Raw genomic sequence first — 21,714 nt, 5'->3', positions numbered from 1 at the left:
TATGGGGACGGAAATTACACTTTCAAGTGTTCGATTTTTAACCAAACCAGTGATGGAACATTAATTTAATGTAATCAATGATTTTGCCGAAGAAGTTGCCTTCCGGGATTTCTTGCAGCACAACCAGCGGGCGTTGTTCGATCGTTTTGCCATCAAGCTGGAAGTTGATAGTACCGACGACCTGATTCTTTTGCAGCGGCGCATGCAATTCACTGCTGTTCAGCACATAGCTGGCTTTCAGATCTTTCATGCGGCCACGCGGAATGGTCAGGTACACGTCTTTATCAACACCTAACGAAGCGCGATCAGAATCACCAAACCAAACCGGTTCAGAGGCGAACTCTTTACCTACTTTCAGTGGGTTAACGGTTTCGAAGAAACGGAAGCCCCAGGTTAGCAGTTTTTTACTTTCGGCTTCACGGCCTTTAAAAGTACGTCCGCCCATCACCGCAGAGATCAAGCGCATCTGGCCTTCAGTCGCAGAAGCAACAAGGTTGTAACCTGCTTTGTCAGTGTGTCCGGTTTTGATGCCGTCGACATTCAGGCTGTTATCCCATAACAGGCCGTTACGGTTCAGCTGGCGAATACCGTTAAACGTAAATTCTTTTTCTTTATAGATCGAGTATTCATTCGGTACGTCACGGATCAACGCCTGGCCGATCAGCGCCATATCTCGCGCGGAGCTGTACTGACCGTCAGCGTCGAGACCGTGCACGGTCTGGAAGTGAGTGTTTTTCAGGCCCAGTGCGTTAACGTAGCTGTTCATCAAGCCAACAAAAGCGTCCTGGCTACCAGCGGCAAAATCGGCCATGGCGACGCAAGCATCGTTACCCGATTGCAAGTTAATACCGCGGATCAGCTGAGAAACCGGAACCTGCATGCCCGGTTTGAGGAACATCAGCGAAGAACCTTTAAATACCGGGTTACCGGTGGCCCATGCGTCGTTGCCGATGGTGACTAAATCAGTTTCTTTAAATTTACCGGCTTTCATTGCCTGGCCGATAACGTAACTGGTCATCATTTTGGTCAGACTGGCAGGATCGCGGCGGACATCTGCGTTCTGTTCGGCGAGCACTTTGCCGGAGTTATAGTCAATCAGGATGTAGGACTCCGCGTCGATCTGCGGTACACCCGGGATCATAGTTTTGATATTCAGGTCATCGGCATGTGCAGCAGAGATAAAGGCTGTGCAAAGAGCCGTGGTGAGCGCCAGGCGCTTCATGATACGAGCGGAAAAAATGGTATTCATGGTCTGAACTACGACATCCGTGATGGAATTAAAAAAAGTGCCCTACTATAGCAAATGCACTACCGGCAGGCATCTGACTTTCCGCGTGACTTTGTTAACGTCATTTACAGAAATTGACACATCAGATGCCTGCTTTACGCTACTGCGCGGTGGTAATAAATGACTGTAATTGGGCTTCGGTTTGCAAACGTTGCTGCAAGGTACTGGCTTCGGCTTTGCTGGCGAATGGGCCAAGCTGGATCCGCCAGACCGCGCCATTTTGAGTTACGCGACCGGGGACGCCGAACTTCTGTCCCAGTTGCTGTTGGTACTGTTGCGCACGCGCCTGATCGCTTACGGCCCCAACTTGCACCATAAAGTTGCCGCTAGCGCTTTGCGAGGCGGCTTGCGGTGTCACCATTGCAGGCGAGGTTGCAGGCGTTGTCGAGGGAGCTGTAACAACGGGCTGTGGCGCAGGTGTTGGTTCGCTGCCTTCCAGCACACCAGGCGCTAACGTCGTTGGTGCACCGAGGAAACCGCTGCTGGTTACCGGCGCGCCGGTCGGATCTTCGCTTTTTAGCGTCGAATTACTGACCGGAAGAATGTCACCCTGCGGGCCAGACACTGAACTTGTTCCCGCGCCACCGCTTAAATCGGGAGGGGCAGGCAGGGCGTAAGTCTGTTTGGCAACTGTGGTACAGGCCATACCAGGACCAGAAAGCGAACCATCCTGGGCGACAATAATCGGATCGATACGAACTTTGGTGTTGTTTGACGTGTTAAGACGGTCAGCTGCCGCGCGAGAAAGCGAAATAACGCGGTCGTTGCCGTAAGGACCGCGATCATTAATGCGCACCACGATCATTCGCCCGTTAGCCAGGTTAGTGATTCTGGCGTAGCTGGGGATCGGAAGCGTTGGATGGGCCGCTGTCAGCTGTGTCGGATCGAATGCTTCGCCAGAGGCCGTCAGGTTACTGCCTGGTTCGGCGTCATAGATTGCGGCCAGTCCCGCCTGGCTAAATCGAGATGGATCCTGCACGATTTTGTAGCTTTTACCATCGCGCTGGTAATCCTGATTTGCCGTCGCGTTCAGTGGTTCGAAACGCGGGTCCGCCCCGCTAATTTCAACTATGGGGCCGTTACATACCGCAGGCTGCGGTACACTTACCGTCTGTTGCTGACCATCATCGCTTGTACATGCCGCGAGCATTCCTGCCGCGATGCAGATCCCGAGCCACTGCTTACGCATTGCGCACCTCTTACACGCTTTTCGACAACATTTTCCTGTGGGTGTGGATTGACATAACAATCCCAAACCCAGCCATCAGCACAATTAGTGCCGATCCTCCATAACTGACCAGTGGGAGCGGAACCCCTACAACCGGCAGAATACCGCTTACCATACCAATATTTACGAAGACATAAACGAATAATATCAGCATTAAGCCGCCAGCCATGACGCGACCAAAGGTGGTTTGCGCTCTGGCGGCTATCCACAGCCCGCGCATGATCAGCAGAATGTAGAGGGCGAGCAGAATCAAAATGCCCACTAATCCCAGCTCTTCCGCCAGTACCGCGAAAATAAAGTCAGTATGGCGTTCGGGGAGAAATTCAAGCTGTGACTGAGTACCGTGCAGCCAGCCTTTGCCGCGTAATCCGCCGGAGCCAATAGCAATTTTAGACTGAATAATATGATAGCCCGCGCCGAGTGGGTCTGATTCCGGGTCCAGGAGCATCATTACGCGCTGGCGCTGGTAATCATGCATCAGGAAGAACCACAGAATAGGAATGAACGCCGCCACCAGCACTACTGCGACGCCAATCAGACGCCAGCTAAGGCCAGAGAGGAACAGTACAAACAGACCGGAAAGCGCAACGAGGATTGATGTCCCCAGGTCAGGCTGCGCAGCCACCAGCAGCGTGGGCATAAATATCAGCACCAGCGCGATGCCTGTGTTCTTCAACGACGGCGGGCAAACGTCGCGGTTGATAAAGCGCGCTACCATCAGTGGTACGGCTATTTTGGCAATTTCCGACGGCTGAAAACGAACGATACCGAGGTCCAGCCAGCGTTGAGCGCCTTTAGAGATGGCACCAAAAGCATCTACTGCCACCAGCAAAATAATACAGATGATATAGAGATAGGGGGCCCAGCCTTCATAAACGCGTGGAGGAATTTGCGCCATCACCACCATGATGACCAGGCCCATCGCGATTTGGCCTATTTTACGCTCCATCATGCCAATATCCTGACCGCTGGCGCTCCAGATAACCAGGGCGCTGTAAACCAGTAATGCCAGTAAGATCAGCAGCATTGTGGGATCGAGATGGACTTTATCCCAGAATGTTTTTTTATTCGGATTATCCGTCATGATTAATGGTCCTCCGCTGCGGCAACCGCTGGATTTTCCGCAGGCAGATCGGTGTTGTTATCACCCAACATAATGTGGTCGAGGATCTGGCGCATCAGCGTACCAACCGCCGGACCCGCACCGCCGTTCTCCAGAATCATGGCGACAGCGACTTGCGGATTGTTGTATGGCGCAAAGGCGGTCATCAGTTTGTGGTCACGTAAACGCTCGGCAATTTTGTGCGCATTATAGGTTTCGTTCGCTTTCAGGCCGAAGACCTGAGCCGTACCGGATTTTGCTGCAATTTTGTACGGTGCGCTGGCAAAGTATTTATGCGCCGTACCATTAGGGCGGTTAGCAACACCGTACATACCGTCTTTTGCCAGCTCCCAGTAACCGGAATGAATATCGCCGACGGGCGGTTCATGCGGTTGTACCCATGGCACCTGTTTGCCGTCTTCAGCGGTGCTCATCAGCAAATGTGGAACTTTCACGATACCGTCATTAATCAGGATCATCAGTGCCTTACTCATCTGGATTGGGGTCGCTGTCCAGTAACCCTGACCGATACCAACCGGAATGGTGTCACCCTGATACCACGGTTTTTTAAAGCGTTTCTGTTTCCATTCGCGGGTAGGCATGTTGCCGGAACGTTCTTCCGCCAGGTCGATACCGGTGTAATGACCATAACCGAATTTACCCATCCATTCGGAGAGGCGATCGATTCCCATATCGTAGGCCACCTGATAGAAGAAGGTATCCGCAGATTCTTCCAGCGATCTTGTGACATTCAGACGCCCGTGGCCCCATTTTTTCCAGTCACGATAACGTTTTTCCGAACCTGGCAGTTGCCACCAGCCTGGGTCAAACAGCGTCGTATTACGCGTGATCACTCCTGCGCTCAATGCCGAAACCGCTACATAGGGTTTAACTGTAGACGCGGGAGGATAAACCCCCTGTGTGGCGCGGTTCACCAGCGGTGTATTTGGGTCGTTCAGCAAGGCGGAATAATCTTTGCTGGAGATACCGTCAACAAACAGGTTTGGGTCATAACTAGGCGTGGAAACCAGCGCCAGCACCCCACCTGTACGCGGATCGGTGACTACCACCGCTGCGCGGCTACCCGCCAGCAGCGTTTCAATATATTGCTGGAGTTTGAGATCCAGCGTCAGGTAAATATCGTGTCCGGCTTGCGGTGGCACTTCTTTTAACTGGCGGATAACACGCCCACGGTTGTTAACTTCAACCTCTTCATAACCGGTCTGACCGTGCAGCACGTCTTCATAGTAACGCTCAATGCCCAGCTTACCGATATCATGCGTTGCCGCATAGTTGGCCAGTTTGCCGTCATTATTCAGGCGTTCGACGTCTTTATCGTTGATTTTCGACACATAGCCGATGACGTGGGTCAACGCCGAACCGTAAGGATAGTAACGACGCTTATAGCCTTTAACTTCGACACCCGGAAAACGGTACTGATTGACGGCAAAGCGTGCCACTTGTACTTCAGTCAGGTTAGTTTTCACCGGAATGGAGGTGAAACGGTGTGAACGTGCGCGCTCTTTTCGGAATGCAGCAATATCGTCATCGGTCAGATCAACCACGCTGCGCAAAGCGTCCAGCGTTTGCTGCACGTTATCGACTTTCTCCGGCATCATCTCTATCTGGTAGATAGTGCGGTTAAGTGCCAGAGGGATACCGTTACGGTCGTAGATAATGCCGCGGCTGGGCGCGATAGGCACCAGCTTAATGCGGTTTTCATTAGATCGGGTCTGGTAATCGGTAAAGCGAACAATTTGCAGATTATACAGGTTGGCTATAAGCACGCCGGTCAGCAGCAAAATCCCCAAAAAGGCGACCAGCGCCCGGCGCACAAACAGCGCGGACTCTGCCGTATAGTCGCGAAAAGAGTTCTGTAGTTTCATCCGCTGCGTTTTCTACTCAAAGCTCCCTTATCACTCACGGTGATAAGGATGGTTGGTGGTGATGCTCCACGCCCGGTACAGACTCTCTGCGACCAGCACGCGAACCAGCGGATGGGGAAGGGTAAGCGCCGACAGCGACCAGCTCTGCTCCGCCGCCGCTTTGCAGGCAGGCGACAACCCTTCAGGCCCGCCAATCAGTAGACTGACGTCGCGACCATCCAGTTTCCAGCGTTCCAGCTCAGCGGCTAACTGCGGCGTATCCCAGGGCTTGCCTGGAATATCGAGGGTGACAATGCGGTTTTTGCCTGCGGCCGCCAACATCTGCTCACCCTCTTTGTCGAGTATGCGCTTGATGTCCGCATTCTTGCCGCGTTTTCCGGCCGGAATTTCAATCAGCTCGAAGGGCATATCTTTCGGAAAACGACGCAGGTACTCGGTAAAACCGGTTTGTACCCAGTCCGGCATTTTCGTTCCCACGGCGACAAGTTGCAGCTTCACGCATTAACTCCAGAGTTTTTCCAGTTCATACAGGCGACGGCTCTCTTCCTGCATGACATGGACAATCACATCGCCCAAATCCACGACAATCCAGTCGGCGCTGTTTTCACCTTCTACGCCGAGCGGTAACAGGCCCGCTGCGCGAGACTCCTGCACAACGTGGTCAGCAATGGACATAACATGACGGCTGGACGTACCCGTACAGATGATCATGCAGTCGGTGATGCTGGATTTGCCCTGAACGTCTAAGGCGATGATGTCCTGACCTTTGAGGTCATCAATTTTGTCGATAACAAAATCCTGGAGTGCTTTACCCTGCAAGTTTTCCCCCTGGGTGAATCAAATAGATAAAAATGGTCTGTCAGTATACCTGAACCAGAGGCGATTTCGGGACAATTGTCGCCGAATCGGCTTTCGAAAGTGGGCTATCATCCCACCCCGCGCCGCAGATTGCATCGCCATTTTTGTAAAACAATTTCTACAAAGTCGTGTCTGGCGAAAAAAGTCTGGCTGCGGAGAATATCAGCCTGCCCGGGGCTGTCAATGGTCGTTGCGGCTTACCCGTAAAAAAACAGAAAAGTCATGTATTCTCGACCCCGATGGCACGGCTATTGAGGACGCGTAGCGTCGCGAATTTTTGGTTGATATCAATGGCGCTCCAACACCCCTGGTCAACGCGAAAATGCCACATAGCCTCGGCAGGCATGCCAATTAAACGAGCGATTAACAGACTCAGTACACCCTGATGGCTGACGACTAAAATATTCTGATAGTGCTGAAATTCACTAAGCCTTGCGATAAACCGTTCCACACGTTGTGAAAATGCCTGAAATCCTTCACCGTTCGTGGGGATAGCATGCTGCCAGTCATTGCACCATGCGCTATAGTTTTCGGCATCTTCTTGCATGAGGTCGCGATGATGTCGCATCTCCCAGTCGCCAAAAAACATTTCGTTGAGTTCAGGGATGATTTGCACGGGGATCTGGCGGTCACTGAGAACCCGTCGCGCGGTATGCTGTGCCCGTTCCAGTTCACTGCATAAAACCAGGTCAAAGGAAACACCATGTAGCAGCGTATGCAGATTTTGCGCTTGCTCAATACCGCGTGCGGTCAGGGGCGTGGGCGCATGACCGCTGTACAGACCATCGACATTCGCTTGCGTTTCGCCATGACGAATTAACCACAGTCGCATCATGCCCTCCGTAACGACAGGTATCAGCGATACAAGCCTTGTTGGTTAATGTAAGTCAGTACCGGTTCCGGCAATAAATCCTCACACGATTCACCGTTTTGCAACCGTTCGCGGATGATGGTCGCCGAGATGTTAAACCATGGCGTTTCAGCCAGATAAATTTTACCGGCAGGCTGAAGATGGAGATCTTCCGGGTTATGTGTCAAATGATCTTCCAGCCATTGCTGGTATTGCGGTTGCGCCATTTCTAGTGGGTAACCGGGACGCCGACAGACGATCAAATGTGCATTGTCGAGTATCGTTTCGTATTCGTACCAGGTTGGAAAGGTGAGCAGTGAATCCTGGCCAATAATAAATGCCAGCGGCACATCTGGCCCTTGTTCCTGCCGCCATTCTTTCAGTGTTTGTGCAGTGTAAGAGGGAGCATTGCGCTTTAGCTCGCGTTCATCAAGGGTAAACAGTGGCTTGTCGGCAATCGCCAGTTCAAGCATGTGTTTACGCTGCACACTGGTTGCTTCCGGCTGGGGACGATGCGGAGGAACATTATTAGGGATGATTGTGACCCGCGTCAGACCAATCAAATTCGCCAGCGTTTCCACGGGTTTAAGATGACCATAGTGCACCGGATCAAAGGTGCCGCCAAACAGAGCCTGTAAAGATTTCATATCAACCGTCGATAAATACGTCCGCCAGGGGTTTATGGCACAACAGAAGAGATAACCCTTCCAGCTCTGCCCACACTGACTGACCGTAATCTTGTTTGAGGGTGAGTTCCGTTCGTGTCAGGAGTTGCACGGCCTGACGTAACTGCGGCTGGCTTAAGCGGTTTAGCGCCTCGCCCATCATGCCCCGGCGGTTCTGCCAAACGCGATGTTTATCAAACAATGCACGCAGTGGCGTATGGGCAGACTGGCGTTTCAGGTTAACCAGTAACAACAGTTCACGTTGTAATGTGCGCAACAAAATAACCGGTTCGCTGCCTTCCAAACGCAGTTGCTGAAGAATATGCAACGCGCGCTTACTTTTTCCCATCAACAAAGCATCAACCCAATGAAAAGGGGTGAAATGCGCGGCATCATTCACCGCCTGTTCAACGCGAGGTAATGTCAGTTTGCCGTCTGGCCAGAGTAGCGATAAACGCTCCAGTGCCTGGGCCAGCGCCAGCAGGTTACCTTCATAACAGTAGCAGAGCACTTGGTTTGCCGCGTCATCCAGTTCTAAGTTGAGCTGTTTTGCACGCGCAACAACCCAGCGGGGAAGCTGAGCCTGCTCCGGTGTTTGACAGGTCACTTGCACGCTTCGATTAGCAAGAGCAGTAAACCAGGCGGCATTTTCTTGCGCTTTGCTTAATTTATTACCGCGGACGATCAACAGCAGATCGTCATGCAGAAGTCCGGTGAGTGTGAGAAGTTGTTCATTGATCGCCGCATTCGGTCCGTTTTCTGGTAACAACAGCAAAAGCGTTTGTCGACTGGCAAACAGACTCATGGCCTGGCATAACGAAAAGACCGCATTCCAGTCTGTGTTGGGATCAATTGAGAAAGTGTGGTGTTCTTCGAATCCGTGTGCCGCAGCGACCTGACGAATAGCGTCCTGGCTTTCCTGCAGTAACAGAGGATCGTTACCAAGTAAAAGATACGCCGCGCGCAGCCCTTCATTGAGCTGCGCGCGGAGTTGTTCTGGGTACAACCGAATCATCAGTTACCCAGCGTGGTAGAGACGCGTGCAGGCGTTGCCGAAGTATCCGTTGTGGTCGACGTCTGTTCTTCGTCGGAACGAATATCCGCAGCACGGATGCTTGGCAGCTTACGAATCAGCTGTTCGGCAGCACGGTCGTACATCTCTTTTACGATCATGTCTTGTTCGTTATCTTTCGCTAACGCCATTTGCGGGTTATCGAAGAACGAACGGAAGACTTTGGCGCTAATCGGGTAGATGTCACGGCCGGGGATCAACACGGTCGCATTGACCGTCATGATCATCTGATACTCTGCTGTTTGACCGTTACGGAATACCGATGCGGTATCTTTCGCGATGCTCACTTTACCCAAACGCAGGGATGGAACGTCCTTACGCGTGGTTTCTTTATCAAGCAACTCGACACCATTCAGACGTAACTGGTTACGCACCGCACGGCTTAATGGCCCGTTCGGATCGCCTGAGTCCAGGATCATGACCTTCATAGTGGAAGGAACCTGCGTAGTATCACGCAGATGCCAGCCACACCCGGCGGTGATTAACACCGCCAGAGATAACAACAATGTTGCCAGATATCGCACGCTTCCTCCCGCGCTTAGCCAACGACCAGATTGAGGAGTTTACCCGGTACGTAAATCACTTTACGCACGGTAACGCCATCAAGATATTTTGCTACCAGATGTTCCTGGCCAGCACGTTCGCGAACCTGTTCTTCCGTTGCGTCCACCGGAACAGTGATTTTGGCACGGACTTTACCGTTAACCTGCACTACCACCAGGGTGGAATCTTCTACCATCGCTTTCTCGTCTGCAACCGGCCACGGCGCGTTGTCGATATCGCCTTCGCCTTTCAGCTCCTGCCACAGCGTGAAGCAGATGTGCGGGGTGAACGGGTTAAGCATACGGACTACCGCCAGCAGTGCTTCCTGCATCAGGGCGCGATCCTGCTCGCCATCGGTCGGTGCTTTCGCCAGTTTGTTCATCAGCTCCATAATTGCCGCAATCGCGGTGTTGAAGGTCTGACGACGGCCGATATCATCGGTCACTTTAGCGATAGTTTTATGAACATCGCGACGCAGTGCTTTCTGATCTTCAGTCAACGCGTCGACGTTCAGTGCTGCAACATCACCTTTTGCAGTGTGCTCGTAAACCAGTTTCCAGACACGTTTCAGGAAGCGGTTAGCCCCTTCCACGCCAGACTCCTGCCATTCGAGAGTCATATCCGCCGGAGAAGCAAACATCATAAACAGACGAACGGTGTCCGCGCCGTAACGTTCAACCATCACCTGTGGGTCGATACCGTTGTTCTTCGACTTGGACATTTTGCTCATGCCGGTATAAACCAGTTCATGGCCTGCCGCGTCTTTCGCTTTTACGATACGGCCTTTCTCGTCACGTTCAACGATAGCATCAACTGGGGAAACCCAGTTACGCTCGCCGTTTTCGCCAACATAGTAGAAGGCATCCGCCAGCACCATACCCTGACACAGCAACTGTTTTGCTGGTTCGTCAGAGTTCACCATGCCTGCATCACGCATCAGTTTATGGAAGAAGCGGAAGTAGAGCAGGTGCATAATGGCGTGTTCGATACCACCAATGTAGATATCCACCGGCAGCCAGTAGTTGGCCGCTTCGGAATCCAGCATACCTTCTTTGTACTCAGGGCAAGTGTAGCGCGCATAGTACCAGGAGGACTCCATAAAGGTGTCGAAAGTATCGGTTTCACGCAGCGCAGGCATACCGTTAACGGTGGTTTTCGCCCACTCAGGATCAGCTTTGATTGGGCTGGTAATGCCGTCCATCACCACATCTTCCGGCAGGATCACCGGCAGTTGGTCGTCCGGGGTCGGCATTACAGTACCGTCTTCCAGCGTCACCATCGGAATCGGCGCGCCCCAGTAACGTTGACGGGAAACACCCCAGTCGCGCAGGCGGTAGTTCACTTTACGCTCGCCAACGCCCATCGCAGTCAGTTTATCGGCGATGGCGTTGAAGGCCGCTTCATAGTCAAGACCGTTGAACTCGCCAGAGTTGAACAGCACGCCTTTTTCAGTCAGGGCTTGCTGAGAAAGATCTGGCTCAGAACCGTCAGCTGCCAGGATAACCGGTTTGATATTCAGGCCGTATTTAGAGGCAAACTCGTAGTCGCGCTGGTCGTGACCCGGAACCGCCATAACTGCGCCCGTGCCGTATTCCATCAATACGAAGTTTGCTGCCCAAACGGGAATTTCTTCGCCCGTTAATGGGTGAACCGCTTTAAAGCCAGTATCGACGCCTTTTTTCTCCATCGTCGCCATTTCAGCTTCGGCAACTTTGGTGTTACGGCATTCGTCAATAAAGGCGGCCAGTTCAGGATTATTTTCCGCCGCTTTCTGTGCCAGCGGATGACCTGCCGCTACCGCCAGGTAGGTACAACCCATAAAGGTGTCCGGGCGGGTAGTGTAAACGGTCAGCGTGTTGTCATAGTCGTTAACGTTGAAGGTGATTTCCACTCCTTCGGAACGACCGATCCAGTTACGCTGCATGGTTTTAACGGTGTCTGGCCAGTGATCCAGTTTATCCAGATCGTTGAGCAGCTCGTCAGCGTAAGCGGTGATTTTGATAAACCACTGCGGGATCTCTTTACGCTCAACTTTGGTATCGCAGCGCCAGCAGCAGCCGTCGATAACCTGTTCGTTCGCCAGTACGGTCTGGTCGTTCGGGCACCAGTTGACCGCAGAAGTCTTCTTATATACCAGGCCTTTTTTATACAGCTCGGTGAAGAATTTCTGTTCCCAACGGTAGTATTCCGGTGTACAGGTTGCCAGCTCGCGGCTCCAGTCATAACCAAAGCCCAGCATTTTGAGCTGGTTTTTCATGTACGCGATGTTGTCGTACGTCCACGGTGCTGGCGCGGTGTTATTTTTCACCGCTGCGCCTTCCGCAGGCAGACCAAACGCGTCCCAGCCGATCGGCTGCAGAACGTTTTTGCCCAGCATGCGCTGGTAACGGGCGATCACGTCACCGATGGTGTAGTTACGTACGTGGCCCATGTGTAGTCGACCAGAAGGATAGGGAAGCATAGACAGGCAGTAATACTTCTCTTTGCTCTCGTCTTCTGTTACTTCAAATGTGCGCTTCTCATCCCAATGAAGCTGTACTTTGGATTCTATCTCTTCCGGGCGGTATTGCTCTTGCATGGCAGCCAGTGGTCCTGTTTTCAATACGGCTACAAAAGTAGCGTTAGAGGTGGTTTTTCAGATCCGCATAGCATAGCCCAAACGTCCGCGTCAAAACAGCCTTTCGCGCACTCGACGTTGAAATGATGCCCGGATTATTCATACATTAATTTACAGAGTTTGTGGGCGTAATAGCAAAGCAAGGAACAAAGAACGTCTATTATTATAGTCAGTTAACGACCCGGGAGATGAAACGATGAACAAGGTTGCTCAATATTACCGTGAACTGGTCGCGTCACTGAGCGAACGCCTGCGTAATGGCGAACGTGATATCGACGCACTGGTGGAACAGGCGCGCGAGCGCGTAATAAAAACAGGGGAGTTAACGCGAACCGAGGTCGATGAGCTGACGCGAGCTGTCAGACGTGACCTGGAAGAGTTCGCCATGAGCTATGAAGAGAGCCTGAAAGAAGAGTCTGACAGCGTCTTTATGCGGGTGATTAAAGAAAGCTTGTGGCAGGAACTGGCAGACATCACCGATAAAACGCAGCTTGAATGGCGCGAAGTTTTCCAGGACCTCAATCATCACGGGGTTTATCACAGCGGGGAAGTCGTAGGTCTGGGGAATCTGGTCTGCGAGAAATGTCACTTCCATCTCCCAATCTACACACCGGAAGTGCTGACGCTATGCCCGAAATGTGGTCATGATCAGTTCCAGAGACGCCCGTTCGAGCCTTAATGGTCCGATTTCAAACAGCAATAAAGAGAATATGGGCCGAATAAAATTCCCCGGCCCTTGTTTTTATCTCTACAGTAAATCTTCAATCTCACGGATTTTTTGACTGACATCCCTGGTACCGGATGACTGAACTTTACGATACAGATCGAGAGCCTGTCGGAGATCGACAGGTCTTCCTTCTCCGTAATGATACATAATGGCAAGGTTATACCAGGCAGTGGCATTATCGCATTCAGCGGCTTTCGTAAACCATTCAAAGGCGGCCTGATAATCCTTCTCAACGCCTTGACCGTGTTTATACATATAGCCGATGTTAACGTAAGCGCCGACGCTTTCCTGAGCGGCAGCCTTCAGATACCAGTACATTGCTTGCTTATAGTCCTGGTCAACCCCTTCGCCAGAGTTATAATCCCACGCAATTTGAAATTGAGCGTGCCGATTACCTTGCTGTGCGCTTTTCAAATACCAGAATGCGGCAAGAGCTTTGTTTTGGGCAACACCTTTACCGTCTTCATAAAGATCGGCCAGATTGTCTTGTGCGTAACTATGGCCTTGCAATGCAGCTTGTTTGTACCAGAAAAATGCCAGCGCATAGTCTTGTGCGACTCCTTTGCCATTTCTGTACATCCACCCAAGATTATTTTGCGCATAAGACATTCCGCTCTCCGCGGCTATCTGATACCAGACAACCGCTTCTTTATAGTTGGGGTCTTCTCCACGATCCAGTATCCAGCCAAGGGCGTTGGAAGCGAAAGTATGGCCTTGTAGGGCAGCTTTTTTCAGCCAAAAGATGGCTTGCCCATTATCTTTATGACGGCTTTTATCCTCGGTATACTTTTGCCCTAAGGAATATTGTGCTTCACAATGACCTTGCTCAGCGGCCAGCTTCAGCCAGTAAAAGGCCTTTTCGTCGTCCGGAGAGTCAATTGCGCTATCGCGATTATAATAAAACCCAACAATATATTGAGCCTCGCAATCGCCTTTTTCAGCACGTTCGATAATCTCATCTATTGATAAATTATCGCAGCAACTTGACGTAAAAATCATTATCATTTCCTTATGGTTGTAGATAAAACATATTATATTTTTATGTATTCCATTTTTGCTTAAGCCTTATTTTATGCGTATTATGTTGCGTCAGAAAAGTATAAATAACTGAGTCTCGCAATGTAGTTTACATTCATTAAATGAATGTTTAAGGATAAATTATATGGACATGGAGTCGCAAAAAATATTGTTTGCACTTTCCACTCCGATGGAAATACGCAATGAATGCTGTTTACCTTCGCATTCATCCCCCAAAATGTATTTAGGTACATGCTTTTTTGACCTTTCTTCCTCATGGGGAATTGATGACCGTGAAGACCTGTTGCGGACAATTCATCGAATGATGGATAACGGTCATGCTGCGCGGTTGGCTGGTTTTTATCACCGCTGGTTTCGTTATTCTCCATGTGAATGGCGTGACTATCTTGCTGAACTAAATGAGCAAGGTCAGGCTTATGCGCAATTTGTCGCCAGCACCGCCGAATGCTGTGGTGAGGGAGGAATTAAAGCCTGGGATTATGTCCGGATGGGTTTTTTAGGCCGAATGGGCGTACTTAATAACTGGTTGAGTGAAGAAGAAAGCCTGTGGATCCAGTCGCGCATTCATCTACGGGCTCTACGTTATTATACCAGCTGGCGGCAGTATTTTGCCGGTTATACCTTTGGCCGGCAATACTGGCAGTCTCCTGATGATGACAATTTACCGTTATTGCGGGAAACATTGGCACGCAAAGAATACGACGATTCCGGCAATGATATGTTTTATCAATTACTTGCCAGTGACGATGCATATTACGCGACCTTACCCTGGCAACCACTGGCTGACTACCCCACATGTCCGGAAACGCTTAAGGATATGAGCGACCTATGAAAAATTGCTGGAATATCCTCGGCATAGAGGAAACGACTGACGTCGATATTATCCGCCGCGCTTATCTGGCGCTGTTACCGTCCTTTCATCCAGAAACCGATCCGCAGGGTTTTAAACAACTTCGTCAGGCGTATGAGGACGCGCTACGGATTGCGCAGTCGCCTGCTAAATCTGTTTGGCAACCAGAAGAACATGAAGTTGCAGAACATGAAATTCTGCTCGCCTTTCGTGCGTTACTCGCCTCTGATAGCGAACGTTTTCTGCCCTCTGCCTGGCAGCGATTCATTCAGCAATTAAATTATTGCTCGATGGAAGATATTGATGAATTACGCTGGTCGCTGTGCACAATAGCCATGAACACTGCCCATTTATCCTTCGAGTGCGTGGTGTTATTAGCAGAAAGATTGCGGTGGTTGCAGGAGGAAAACGTCGGGGAAATAGACGAAGAAGAACTGGAATCCTTTTTATATGCCATTGCGAAGGGGAATGTTTTTAACTTCCAGACCATTCTGCATCTGCCTGTTGCCGTGCAAAATGAAACCATTGATTTTTACCAAATGTTCGCGCGGATTTGGTCATCGCATCCAGAATGGCTGACATTGCATTTAGCGCAACATCGCGCAGTGATTATCCCCGATGATGCAAATTTGCACAGAAATTTACTCCGCTGGTATAGCACAAGCCGTCTGGATATCCCCGAACTTCTGGATTACGCCCGGTCGTGGCGGGAAGCTGAACCTGATAATGAAGATGCGCGTTATTATGAATACGCGCAACGCGTCTATTGTGGAGAAGGCGAAAGCCTGCTGGCAGAACTTTGTGACTACTGGCGCGAGTATCCCTCCACCCAGGCGGATGCTTTAATGTTGCAATGGTGCCGTCAGCATCGGGTCGATTATTACCCGTTAGTGGTGATGATGATTGAAGCGCGTGATCTGGTTAACGATCAGGGAAAACCGCTACTTTATGTCCCTGGTGACAGTGCTCGTACGCGTTTTCATTTATACGAAATACTCAGTGATGAAAAACTCTCTGCGCTGGGGCGTTCTCTGGTCGAGATGGTTTTGCACAAAGGGCGTAAGCCGCGAATCTCACTCACGCGTGATACACAGCATCCCTTATGGACATTATATTTAGTTGCTAAACAATTAGTGCAGACCAGCCAACCTACAGAAGAATCATTGATGCCGATCGTCGCCCGCCTTGATGCAGAAGATCGTTGTCCTCTGGAAGCATTAATAATTCGACGATTATTAATTCAGTCGGCGAATTTTGCCGGGCAACAAACCATCGAGCCGGAGCCGCAACCGCAGCCAATGCCCGTTGACGATGGTGGGCCGGGCTGCCTGGGCGTCATCAAAATTATTTTCTACATTTTTATCTTTGCCGGTTTGATAGGGAAAATACTCCATCTGTTCGGGTGACAGTCGACGTTAATGTGCGGGAAGCTCTGCAAGTAATCTTTCCGCATTTTTATAATGTTGCTCTGCCGCCAGTTCTAACCATTTGCGAGCTTCATAATTGTTGGTGCTAATGCCCGTGCCGTTTCTGTAGATCAAACCCAACGTGTATTGTGCATGAACATGCCCTTGTTCAGCTGCTTCCTTATACCAGAGAATTGCTTTACGGGTATCGGGATTGACTCCCAAACCTTTCAGGTAGATCCATCCCAGTTGACTTTGCGCGCGTGGATTTTCCTGTTCCGCTGATTGCTCATACCAGTATCTCGCCTTTGTATAATCCAGAGGCTTACCATCGCTACCATGAAGATAAAATTCGCCAAGTCTATATTGCGACGTTGAGTGACCATGAATGGCGGAAAGCTCTGTTGCTGCCGTGGTAAACGGAAGACTGCCCGGTGAGCTTAAATAATCAAAGACATAATTCGCCATAGCTTTATCGCGCAGGGTCGTTTTGTTGGGTTGGCTAATACAGGTAATTGCCGCAACTATAAATATTGCGAATATATATATTAATTTTTTATTCATGCATGAATACTTCTATTTTCTTTTATTTTGAAAACGTCAAGTTTATACTCATCGATAATAAAAAAGTAGTCAGTTAATGCACTTAAGGGATTATTAACAAATGAATAAGGAAGAACAATATCTTCTTTTTGCGCTTTCTGCACCCATGGAAATACTTAATCAGGGATGCAAGCCTGCACATGACTCGCCAAAAATGTATACCGGAATAAAAGAATTTGATCTGTCATCATCCTGGGGAATAAATAATCGTGATGATTTAATTCAGACTATTTACCAAATGACCGATGATGGTCACGCAAATGATTTAGCTGGCTTATATCTGACATGGCATCGCTTTTCCCCTGAAGAGTGGAAAGCATTAATTGCTGGTGGCTCTGATAGAGGGCTGATTTATACCCAATTTGTTGCGCAAACCGCTATGTGTTGTGGGGAAGGGGGAATCAAAGCCTGGGATTATGTGCGGATGGGGTTTTTATCGCGGGTCGGTGTGCTCAACAATTGGCTGACGGAAGAAGAGAGTTTATGGCTGCAATCGCGCGTTTATGTACGAGCTCACCATTATTATCACAGCTGGATTCACTATTTTGCCGCCTATTCATTAGGACGTCTCTACTGGCAATCTTCCCAGTGTGAAGACAACGCTTCGCTACGCGAGGCGCTAACCCTGTACAAATACGATAACGCCGGGAGTCGGATGTTCGAGGAGTTGGCAGCGGGAAGCGATCGTTTCTATGCCACGCTTCCCTGGCAGCCATTAATTGTCCAGCCTGAATGCCCGGTAACGCTTAAGGATGTGAGCGACCTATGAAAACATGTTGGCAAATCCTCGAAATTGAAAGCACGACGCAAATAGACATTATCCGCCAGGCTTATCTTGCTCGCTTACCGTTGTGTCATCCCGAAACCGATCCGCAGGGGTTTAAAGCATTACGCCAGGCCTATGAAGAGGCGCTGCGACTGGCGGTAAATCCTGTCGAGGAAGCAGATGATGAAGAAAAAGATGCCGCCGCTGAACATGAAATACTACGTGCATTCAGGGCATTACTGGATTCTGAAAGTGATCGTTTTCAGCCCTCCGCCTGGCAGAAATTTATTCAGCAATTAAATACCTGGAACATGGAGGATGTCGATCAATTACGCTGGCCGCTGTGTGCAGTCGCTATAGAAGCGCGATATCTTTCATTAAATTGTGCTTCTTTGCTGGCAGAGCGTTTGAACTGGCATTCGTTTAATGACAGCGAAGGAATGGATGAGGAAGAAAGGGAGGCTTTTCTTGAGGCCATTCAGGCTGGTGATTGTTTCGATTTTCTAAGCCTTCTGGAATATCCCGTCGCGTTGCAGAACCAGACTGTTGAGTATTACTTCGCATTGGAACGCTGCTGCCGTTATCACCCTGACTATGTCACTGCGTTTTTGGCGATGGAAGGTCCGTGGTTCATTCCCGATGATGCGAAGTTGCATCGCAAATTGTTGCGCTGGTATAGCTCGGTGCAAACAGGTATGGCGGAACTCATTTCTGTAGCGCAACAGTGGCAAACGGAAGAACCAGAAAGTGAAGATGCCCGATATTACCAGTGTGCGCAACGGTTATACTGCGGCGAGGGTGAAAGCATGCTTGCCGATCTCTGTGGTTACTGGGAAAGTTATCCATCTACACAAGCCGATAATTTATTACTGCAGTGGAGTGCGCAACATTGCCCGGATTACTTCGCGCTGTTAGTGATGGTTATCGAAGCGCGAAGCATGGTTGATGCGCAAGGCAAGCCGCTGAAATATGTTCCTGGTGAGAGCGCCCGGACGAGTCTGTTATGGGCGGAAATTTTACATAGCGGAAAATTATCGCCGTTAGGTCAATCGTTTATTGAGTCGTTATTCTTCAAGCGCAAAGCATGGGCATGGTGGAAATCGAGAGTCGGTAGCGAGACAGAACAAGATTCACCGTTACTGGATTTGTATCGGGTAGCGGAACAGGTTGTGCTGGAAGCGTTCCCGAAACAAGAGATGCTGGCCCGTCTTAATACAAGGCTGGGAGGTGGAGATGCTCATCCATTAGAGGCTATTATCACGCGGATGCTGTTGACGAAAGTGAAACTCGAGCCGGAGGATGAAGATGTCGATGAGCCAACACCTGAAAACCACGAAGAAAAAAATGATGAGGATGAAAAACCACAGAGCATTACCAGCATTATCAAAATCAGCTTAACGGTGCTGGTGATAGGTTATGCTCTCGGAAAAATCGCGATGTTGTTTAGCTGAGGATGTGTTTTTTGCGCCGATGCCGGATGCAGCGTTTATGCCGCATCCGGCAGCCGTGTTTAAGGGATCTCAATAGCCAAATAATCGCTCGCCCGTCGCCGAACTTCATCGACGCGGGCCATATCGTTTGACTGCAACGCCGCATCAAAATCGGTGATCACCCGGCCGATCTCTTCTCGCTCGTCACCCAGCGCCCGCGCCCACAACTCTTCCAGTTTGGCCTTAAAGGTGCGGTTGATGAGCATATCGCGCGGATAAATTTTCAATGCGGATAACCGCGTCCGACTCTCTTCAATCTGCTGTGCGCTCAATGTTACAGGACTGTGATTAATGACTCTGGACTTAACGCTGCCGTCTTCCAGAAGCACGTCAACTTCAAGCAACCCGTTGATATCATAACTAAAGCGAATATCAATCGACTGATAAGCCCCGGTTTTCTTCAACGGCACATCGAAGGATTCCACCAGAATGTTATTTTTAACTTTGTGGTTTTCTCCCTGATAGACGTTAACCGTAATTGAATCCTGTTCCGGGTGCATGGTCGAGTAAGTTTCTACACGCGACACCGGTACAGTGGTGTTTCGTTCAATAATCGGTGAGAAAATGCCGGAAACGCCCTGGCGGTTAACTTCAACACCTAAGGAGTAGGGGCAAATATCGGTGAGGATCACTTCTTCAATGTCTTCGCTGCGTAAGCGGCAGGCGGCCTGGATCGTTGCGCCCAGCGCGACAATAGTACTCGGATCGTAACTTTGATATGGTAATTTGCCAAACAGACGCACGGCGATTCGCTGCACCAGCGGCATTTGTGATGCGCCACCAACCAGCACCAGACTGTCGATTTGACTTGGCTTCAGACGTGCATCGCGCAACGCCTGTTCAATCGGCACTCGCAAGCGATTGAGCAGCGGCAACCACAAATCTTCCAGTTCGTTCTCGTAAAATTCGCACTCACGCGTTTCTTCCTGATACTGCCAGCTAATTTGCAGCGGTAATTGATTGCTGCATTTTGCCGCTTCCACGCTGGTGTACAGGGCTGCCAGCTCACTTTCGTTGAGCATGTTTTTAGCCACTGCGGAGCGTTTTAAAACTTCATCCACCAGCATATGAGTAAAATCTTCGCCGCCAAGAAAGTTGTCGCCAGCGGAGGCGTGAACTTCAATCACCGGCGTGGCGTATTCGAGCACCGTGACGTCAAACGTGCCGCCACCGAGATCAAAAACCAGCGAGCGGGTATTTTGTTGCGTATGCAGGCCATATGCCATCGCAGCTGCTGTGGGTTCATTAATTAAGCGTACCGCATTTAACCCGGCTAACTCCGCTGCTAAACGGGTATGCTTGCGTTGTTCATCGCTGAAATAAGCCGGAACGGAGATCACCACATCTTTAATCGGACGTTGCAGAAATTCTTCGGCATCTTCTTTTAATGAGCGTAATACCAAAGAGGACAGTTCTGGTGCGTTAAATGTGTCGCTGCCTAACCGCCAGTTGGTATTACTGCCCATTGCACGTTTAAATAACGCTGCCGTTTTATCCGGATGCGAAGTGCGCCGTGATACAGCGGGTTTTCCGACTAAAATATGATTATTTTCATCCATGCTAATTATGGATGGTGTTAAATATTCACCGAACTTATTTGGAATTAATTGCGCGGCACCGTCTTTCCAGACGGCAATTAAACTATTGGTAGTGCCGAGATCGATACCAATGGCGAGTTCTGCATTATCCATTGCATTTATATCTTGAAAGAAAAAGAGATAAACAGATTAAGACCACCCTGTGAAAGCGTGGTGATCTTAATCAATGTGGTGTGTTAAGCGTAAAATTTCAGACGCTCAGCCAGTAAATCAACAAAGCCCTGACGATCAATATCGACCATTACAGTGGCATTCGGTTTATTGCCTGTCAGATAATAATAATCAACAACCGTCATGCCCTGAGTATATTTCCCCTGTGTTTCCACGCCAACCCAGCGCTCAACAGTGGTAAACAACTCCGGTTTTAACAGCCAGGCGATGGTGCATGGGTCATGCAGCGGTGCGCCCACAAAGCCCCATTTTTCGTCTTTATGATATTCGAGGAAGAAATCCAGCAGTTCGGCAACAATGGTTGAAACAGGGTTGCCAATCGCGCGGAAACGCTCGGTGTCTTCAACGTGGATTTGTGCTTTGTGGGTAACATCCAGACCGGCCATCACCACCGGGATCCCTGACTGGAAAACAATTTCTGCCGCTTCCGGGTCAACATAAATATTAAACTCGGCGGCTGGCGTCCAGTTACCAAGCCCCATTGCGCCGCCCATAATCACGATACGGGCGATTTTTCTATGCAGTTCCGGATGGCTATTGAGCAGCAAGGCAACGTTAGTTTGCGGCCCGGTAGAAACAATCGTGACAGGTTCCGCACTTTCACGCAGCGTTTTCGCCATCAGCTCCACCGCCGTACAGTTTTGCGGTGCGAACGTCGGTTCCGGTAATGCCGGGCCGTCGAGACCGCTTTCGCCGTGCACATTGTCCGCGATAATCAACTCACGCATTAACGGTTTTACCGCGCCGCCTGCTACCGGAATATCGGTGCGATTAAGCAAGGTCAGCATACGCAGAACATTGCGTAAGGTTTTTTCTGGTGTCTGGTTTCCGGCGGAAGACGTAATTGCTTTGACATCAAGCTCTGGTGAGGCGAGGGCGAGAACTATTGCGATAGCGTCGTCATGACCTGGGTCGCAATCTAACAGAATTGGCAGTGCCATTGTTGCTCCTTGTTG

The 21,714-nt window shown here is 50.2% G+C and carries 20 protein-coding genes; 5 read left to right on the top strand and 15 right to left on the bottom strand.

What is annotated here, in order from left to right; translation table 11 throughout:
- Positions 1 to 37: 37 nt before the first annotated feature.
- The 11 genes from dacA to leuS form a co-directional block, all read right to left on the bottom strand.
- A complete protein-coding gene (gene dacA / locus ATB02_RS15505) occupies positions 38 to 1,249 on the bottom strand; it encodes a D-alanyl-D-alanine carboxypeptidase DacA (RefSeq protein ID WP_001092082.1) in 1,212 nt (403 codons plus the stop codon).
- Between the two features lie 139 nt (positions 1,250 to 1,388).
- Positions 1,389 to 2,477: an endolytic peptidoglycan transglycosylase RlpA gene (gene rlpA / locus ATB02_RS15500; protein WP_001231428.1), complete on the bottom strand. Its 1,089-nt coding sequence runs from the start codon at positions 2,475 to 2,477 to the stop codon at positions 1,389 to 1,391.
- 10 nt (positions 2,478 to 2,487) lie between these two features.
- Positions 2,488 to 3,600, bottom strand: coding sequence for a peptidoglycan glycosyltransferase MrdB (gene mrdB, locus ATB02_RS15495; RefSeq protein ID WP_000131719.1), 1,113 nt, complete (start codon positions 3,598 to 3,600; stop codon positions 2,488 to 2,490).
- 2 nt (positions 3,601 to 3,602) lie between these two features.
- Positions 3,603 to 5,504, bottom strand: coding sequence for a peptidoglycan DD-transpeptidase MrdA (mrdA, locus tag ATB02_RS15490; protein WP_000776191.1), 1,902 nt, complete (start codon positions 5,502 to 5,504; stop codon positions 3,603 to 3,605).
- 30 nt (positions 5,505 to 5,534) lie between these two features.
- The gene (rlmH, locus tag ATB02_RS15485; RefSeq protein ID WP_000776104.1) at positions 5,535 to 6,002 is read right to left on the bottom strand and encodes a 23S rRNA (pseudouridine(1915)-N(3))-methyltransferase RlmH; all 468 of its coding nucleotides are present in this window, start codon (positions 6,000 to 6,002) and stop codon (positions 5,535 to 5,537) included.
- A 3-nt stretch (positions 6,003 to 6,005) separates the two neighbouring features.
- Complete coding sequence (gene rsfS, locus ATB02_RS15480; protein WP_001161664.1) at positions 6,006 to 6,323, bottom strand: ribosome silencing factor; 318 nt, start codon at positions 6,321 to 6,323, stop codon at positions 6,006 to 6,008.
- Positions 6,324 to 6,582: 259 nt separating this feature from the next.
- The gene (locus ATB02_RS15475; protein ID WP_105271864.1) at positions 6,583 to 7,194 is read right to left on the bottom strand and encodes an adenosylcobalamin/alpha-ribazole phosphatase; all 612 of its coding nucleotides are present in this window, start codon (positions 7,192 to 7,194) and stop codon (positions 6,583 to 6,585) included.
- A gap of 23 nt (positions 7,195 to 7,217) precedes the next feature.
- A complete protein-coding gene (gene nadD / locus ATB02_RS15470) occupies positions 7,218 to 7,859 on the bottom strand; it encodes a nicotinate-nucleotide adenylyltransferase (protein WP_032183614.1) in 642 nt (213 codons plus the stop codon).
- A gap of 1 nt (position 7,860) precedes the next feature.
- Positions 7,861 to 8,892 carry a DNA polymerase III subunit delta gene (gene holA, locus ATB02_RS15465; protein ID WP_032183615.1) on the bottom strand — a complete coding sequence of 344 codons (1,032 nt, stop codon included), beginning with the start codon at positions 8,890 to 8,892 and terminating at the stop codon, positions 7,861 to 7,863.
- Positions 8,892 to 9,473 (bottom strand): LPS assembly lipoprotein LptE, encoded by a 582-nt coding sequence (lptE, locus tag ATB02_RS15460; RefSeq protein WP_105271863.1) that lies wholly within the window; start codon positions 9,471 to 9,473, stop codon positions 8,892 to 8,894. Before lptE ends, holA begins: the two co-directional genes overlap by 1 nt.
- 14 nt (positions 9,474 to 9,487) lie before the next feature.
- The gene (gene leuS, locus ATB02_RS15455; protein ID WP_105271862.1) at positions 9,488 to 12,070 is read right to left on the bottom strand and encodes a leucine--tRNA ligase; all 2,583 of its coding nucleotides are present in this window, start codon (positions 12,068 to 12,070) and stop codon (positions 9,488 to 9,490) included.
- Positions 12,071 to 12,305: 235 nt separating this feature from the next.
- Here leuS and ATB02_RS15450 point away from each other — a divergent pair, with 235 nt between their 5' ends.
- Complete coding sequence (locus tag ATB02_RS15450; protein WP_001044880.1) at positions 12,306 to 12,788, top strand: zinc ribbon-containing protein; 483 nt, start codon at positions 12,306 to 12,308, stop codon at positions 12,786 to 12,788.
- A gap of 69 nt (positions 12,789 to 12,857) precedes the next feature.
- On the opposite strand, the gene ybeQ is transcribed toward ATB02_RS15450, so the two are convergent.
- Positions 12,858 to 13,835 carry a Sel1 family TPR-like repeat protein YbeQ gene (gene ybeQ / locus ATB02_RS15445; RefSeq protein ID WP_105271861.1) on the bottom strand — a complete coding sequence of 326 codons (978 nt, stop codon included), beginning with the start codon at positions 13,833 to 13,835 and terminating at the stop codon, positions 12,858 to 12,860.
- Positions 13,836 to 13,998: 163 nt separating this feature from the next.
- Between ybeQ and ATB02_RS15440 the strand changes: the two genes are divergently transcribed.
- Complete coding sequence (locus tag ATB02_RS15440) at positions 13,999 to 14,706, top strand: DUF1266 domain-containing protein (protein ID WP_105271860.1); 708 nt, start codon at positions 13,999 to 14,001, stop codon at positions 14,704 to 14,706.
- Positions 14,703 to 16,130 carry a J domain-containing protein gene (locus ATB02_RS15435; RefSeq protein ID WP_105271859.1) on the top strand — a complete coding sequence of 476 codons (1,428 nt, stop codon included), beginning with the start codon at positions 14,703 to 14,705 and terminating at the stop codon, positions 16,128 to 16,130. The genes ATB02_RS15440 and ATB02_RS15435 overlap by 4 nt, the downstream gene beginning before the upstream one ends.
- Before the next feature lie 9 nt (positions 16,131 to 16,139).
- Here ATB02_RS15435 and ATB02_RS15430 read toward each other — a convergent pair whose 3' ends face one another.
- Positions 16,140 to 16,694 (bottom strand): tetratricopeptide repeat protein, encoded by a 555-nt coding sequence (locus ATB02_RS15430; RefSeq protein ID WP_105268407.1) that lies wholly within the window; start codon positions 16,692 to 16,694, stop codon positions 16,140 to 16,142.
- A 100-nt stretch (positions 16,695 to 16,794) separates the two neighbouring features.
- Here ATB02_RS15430 and ATB02_RS15425 point away from each other — a divergent pair, with 100 nt between their 5' ends.
- Positions 16,795 to 17,502 carry a DUF1266 domain-containing protein gene (locus ATB02_RS15425; RefSeq protein ID WP_105271858.1) on the top strand — a complete coding sequence of 236 codons (708 nt, stop codon included), beginning with the start codon at positions 16,795 to 16,797 and terminating at the stop codon, positions 17,500 to 17,502.
- Complete coding sequence (gene djlC / locus ATB02_RS15420; RefSeq protein WP_105271857.1) at positions 17,499 to 18,950, top strand: co-chaperone DjlC; 1,452 nt, start codon at positions 17,499 to 17,501, stop codon at positions 18,948 to 18,950. Before ATB02_RS15425 ends, djlC begins: the two co-directional genes overlap by 4 nt.
- A 59-nt stretch (positions 18,951 to 19,009) precedes the next feature.
- On the opposite strand, the gene hscC is transcribed toward djlC, so the two are convergent.
- Both hscC and rihA read right to left on the bottom strand, forming a co-directional pair.
- The gene (hscC, locus tag ATB02_RS15415) at positions 19,010 to 20,680 is read right to left on the bottom strand and encodes a molecular chaperone HscC (protein ID WP_105271856.1); all 1,671 of its coding nucleotides are present in this window, start codon (positions 20,678 to 20,680) and stop codon (positions 19,010 to 19,012) included.
- Positions 20,681 to 20,763: 83 nt separating this feature from the next.
- A complete protein-coding gene (gene rihA / locus ATB02_RS15410; RefSeq protein ID WP_105271855.1) occupies positions 20,764 to 21,699 on the bottom strand; it encodes a pyrimidine-specific ribonucleoside hydrolase RihA in 936 nt (311 codons plus the stop codon).
- Positions 21,700 to 21,714 lie beyond the last annotated feature (15 nt).

This window comes from Escherichia sp. MOD1-EC5189 (assembly GCF_002966045.1).
Taxonomy (GTDB): Bacteria; Pseudomonadota; Gammaproteobacteria; order Enterobacterales; family Enterobacteriaceae; genus Escherichia; species Escherichia coli_F.
The sequence above is the reverse complement of the archived record's forward strand: the minus strand, read 5'-3'. Positions and strand labels throughout refer to the sequence as shown.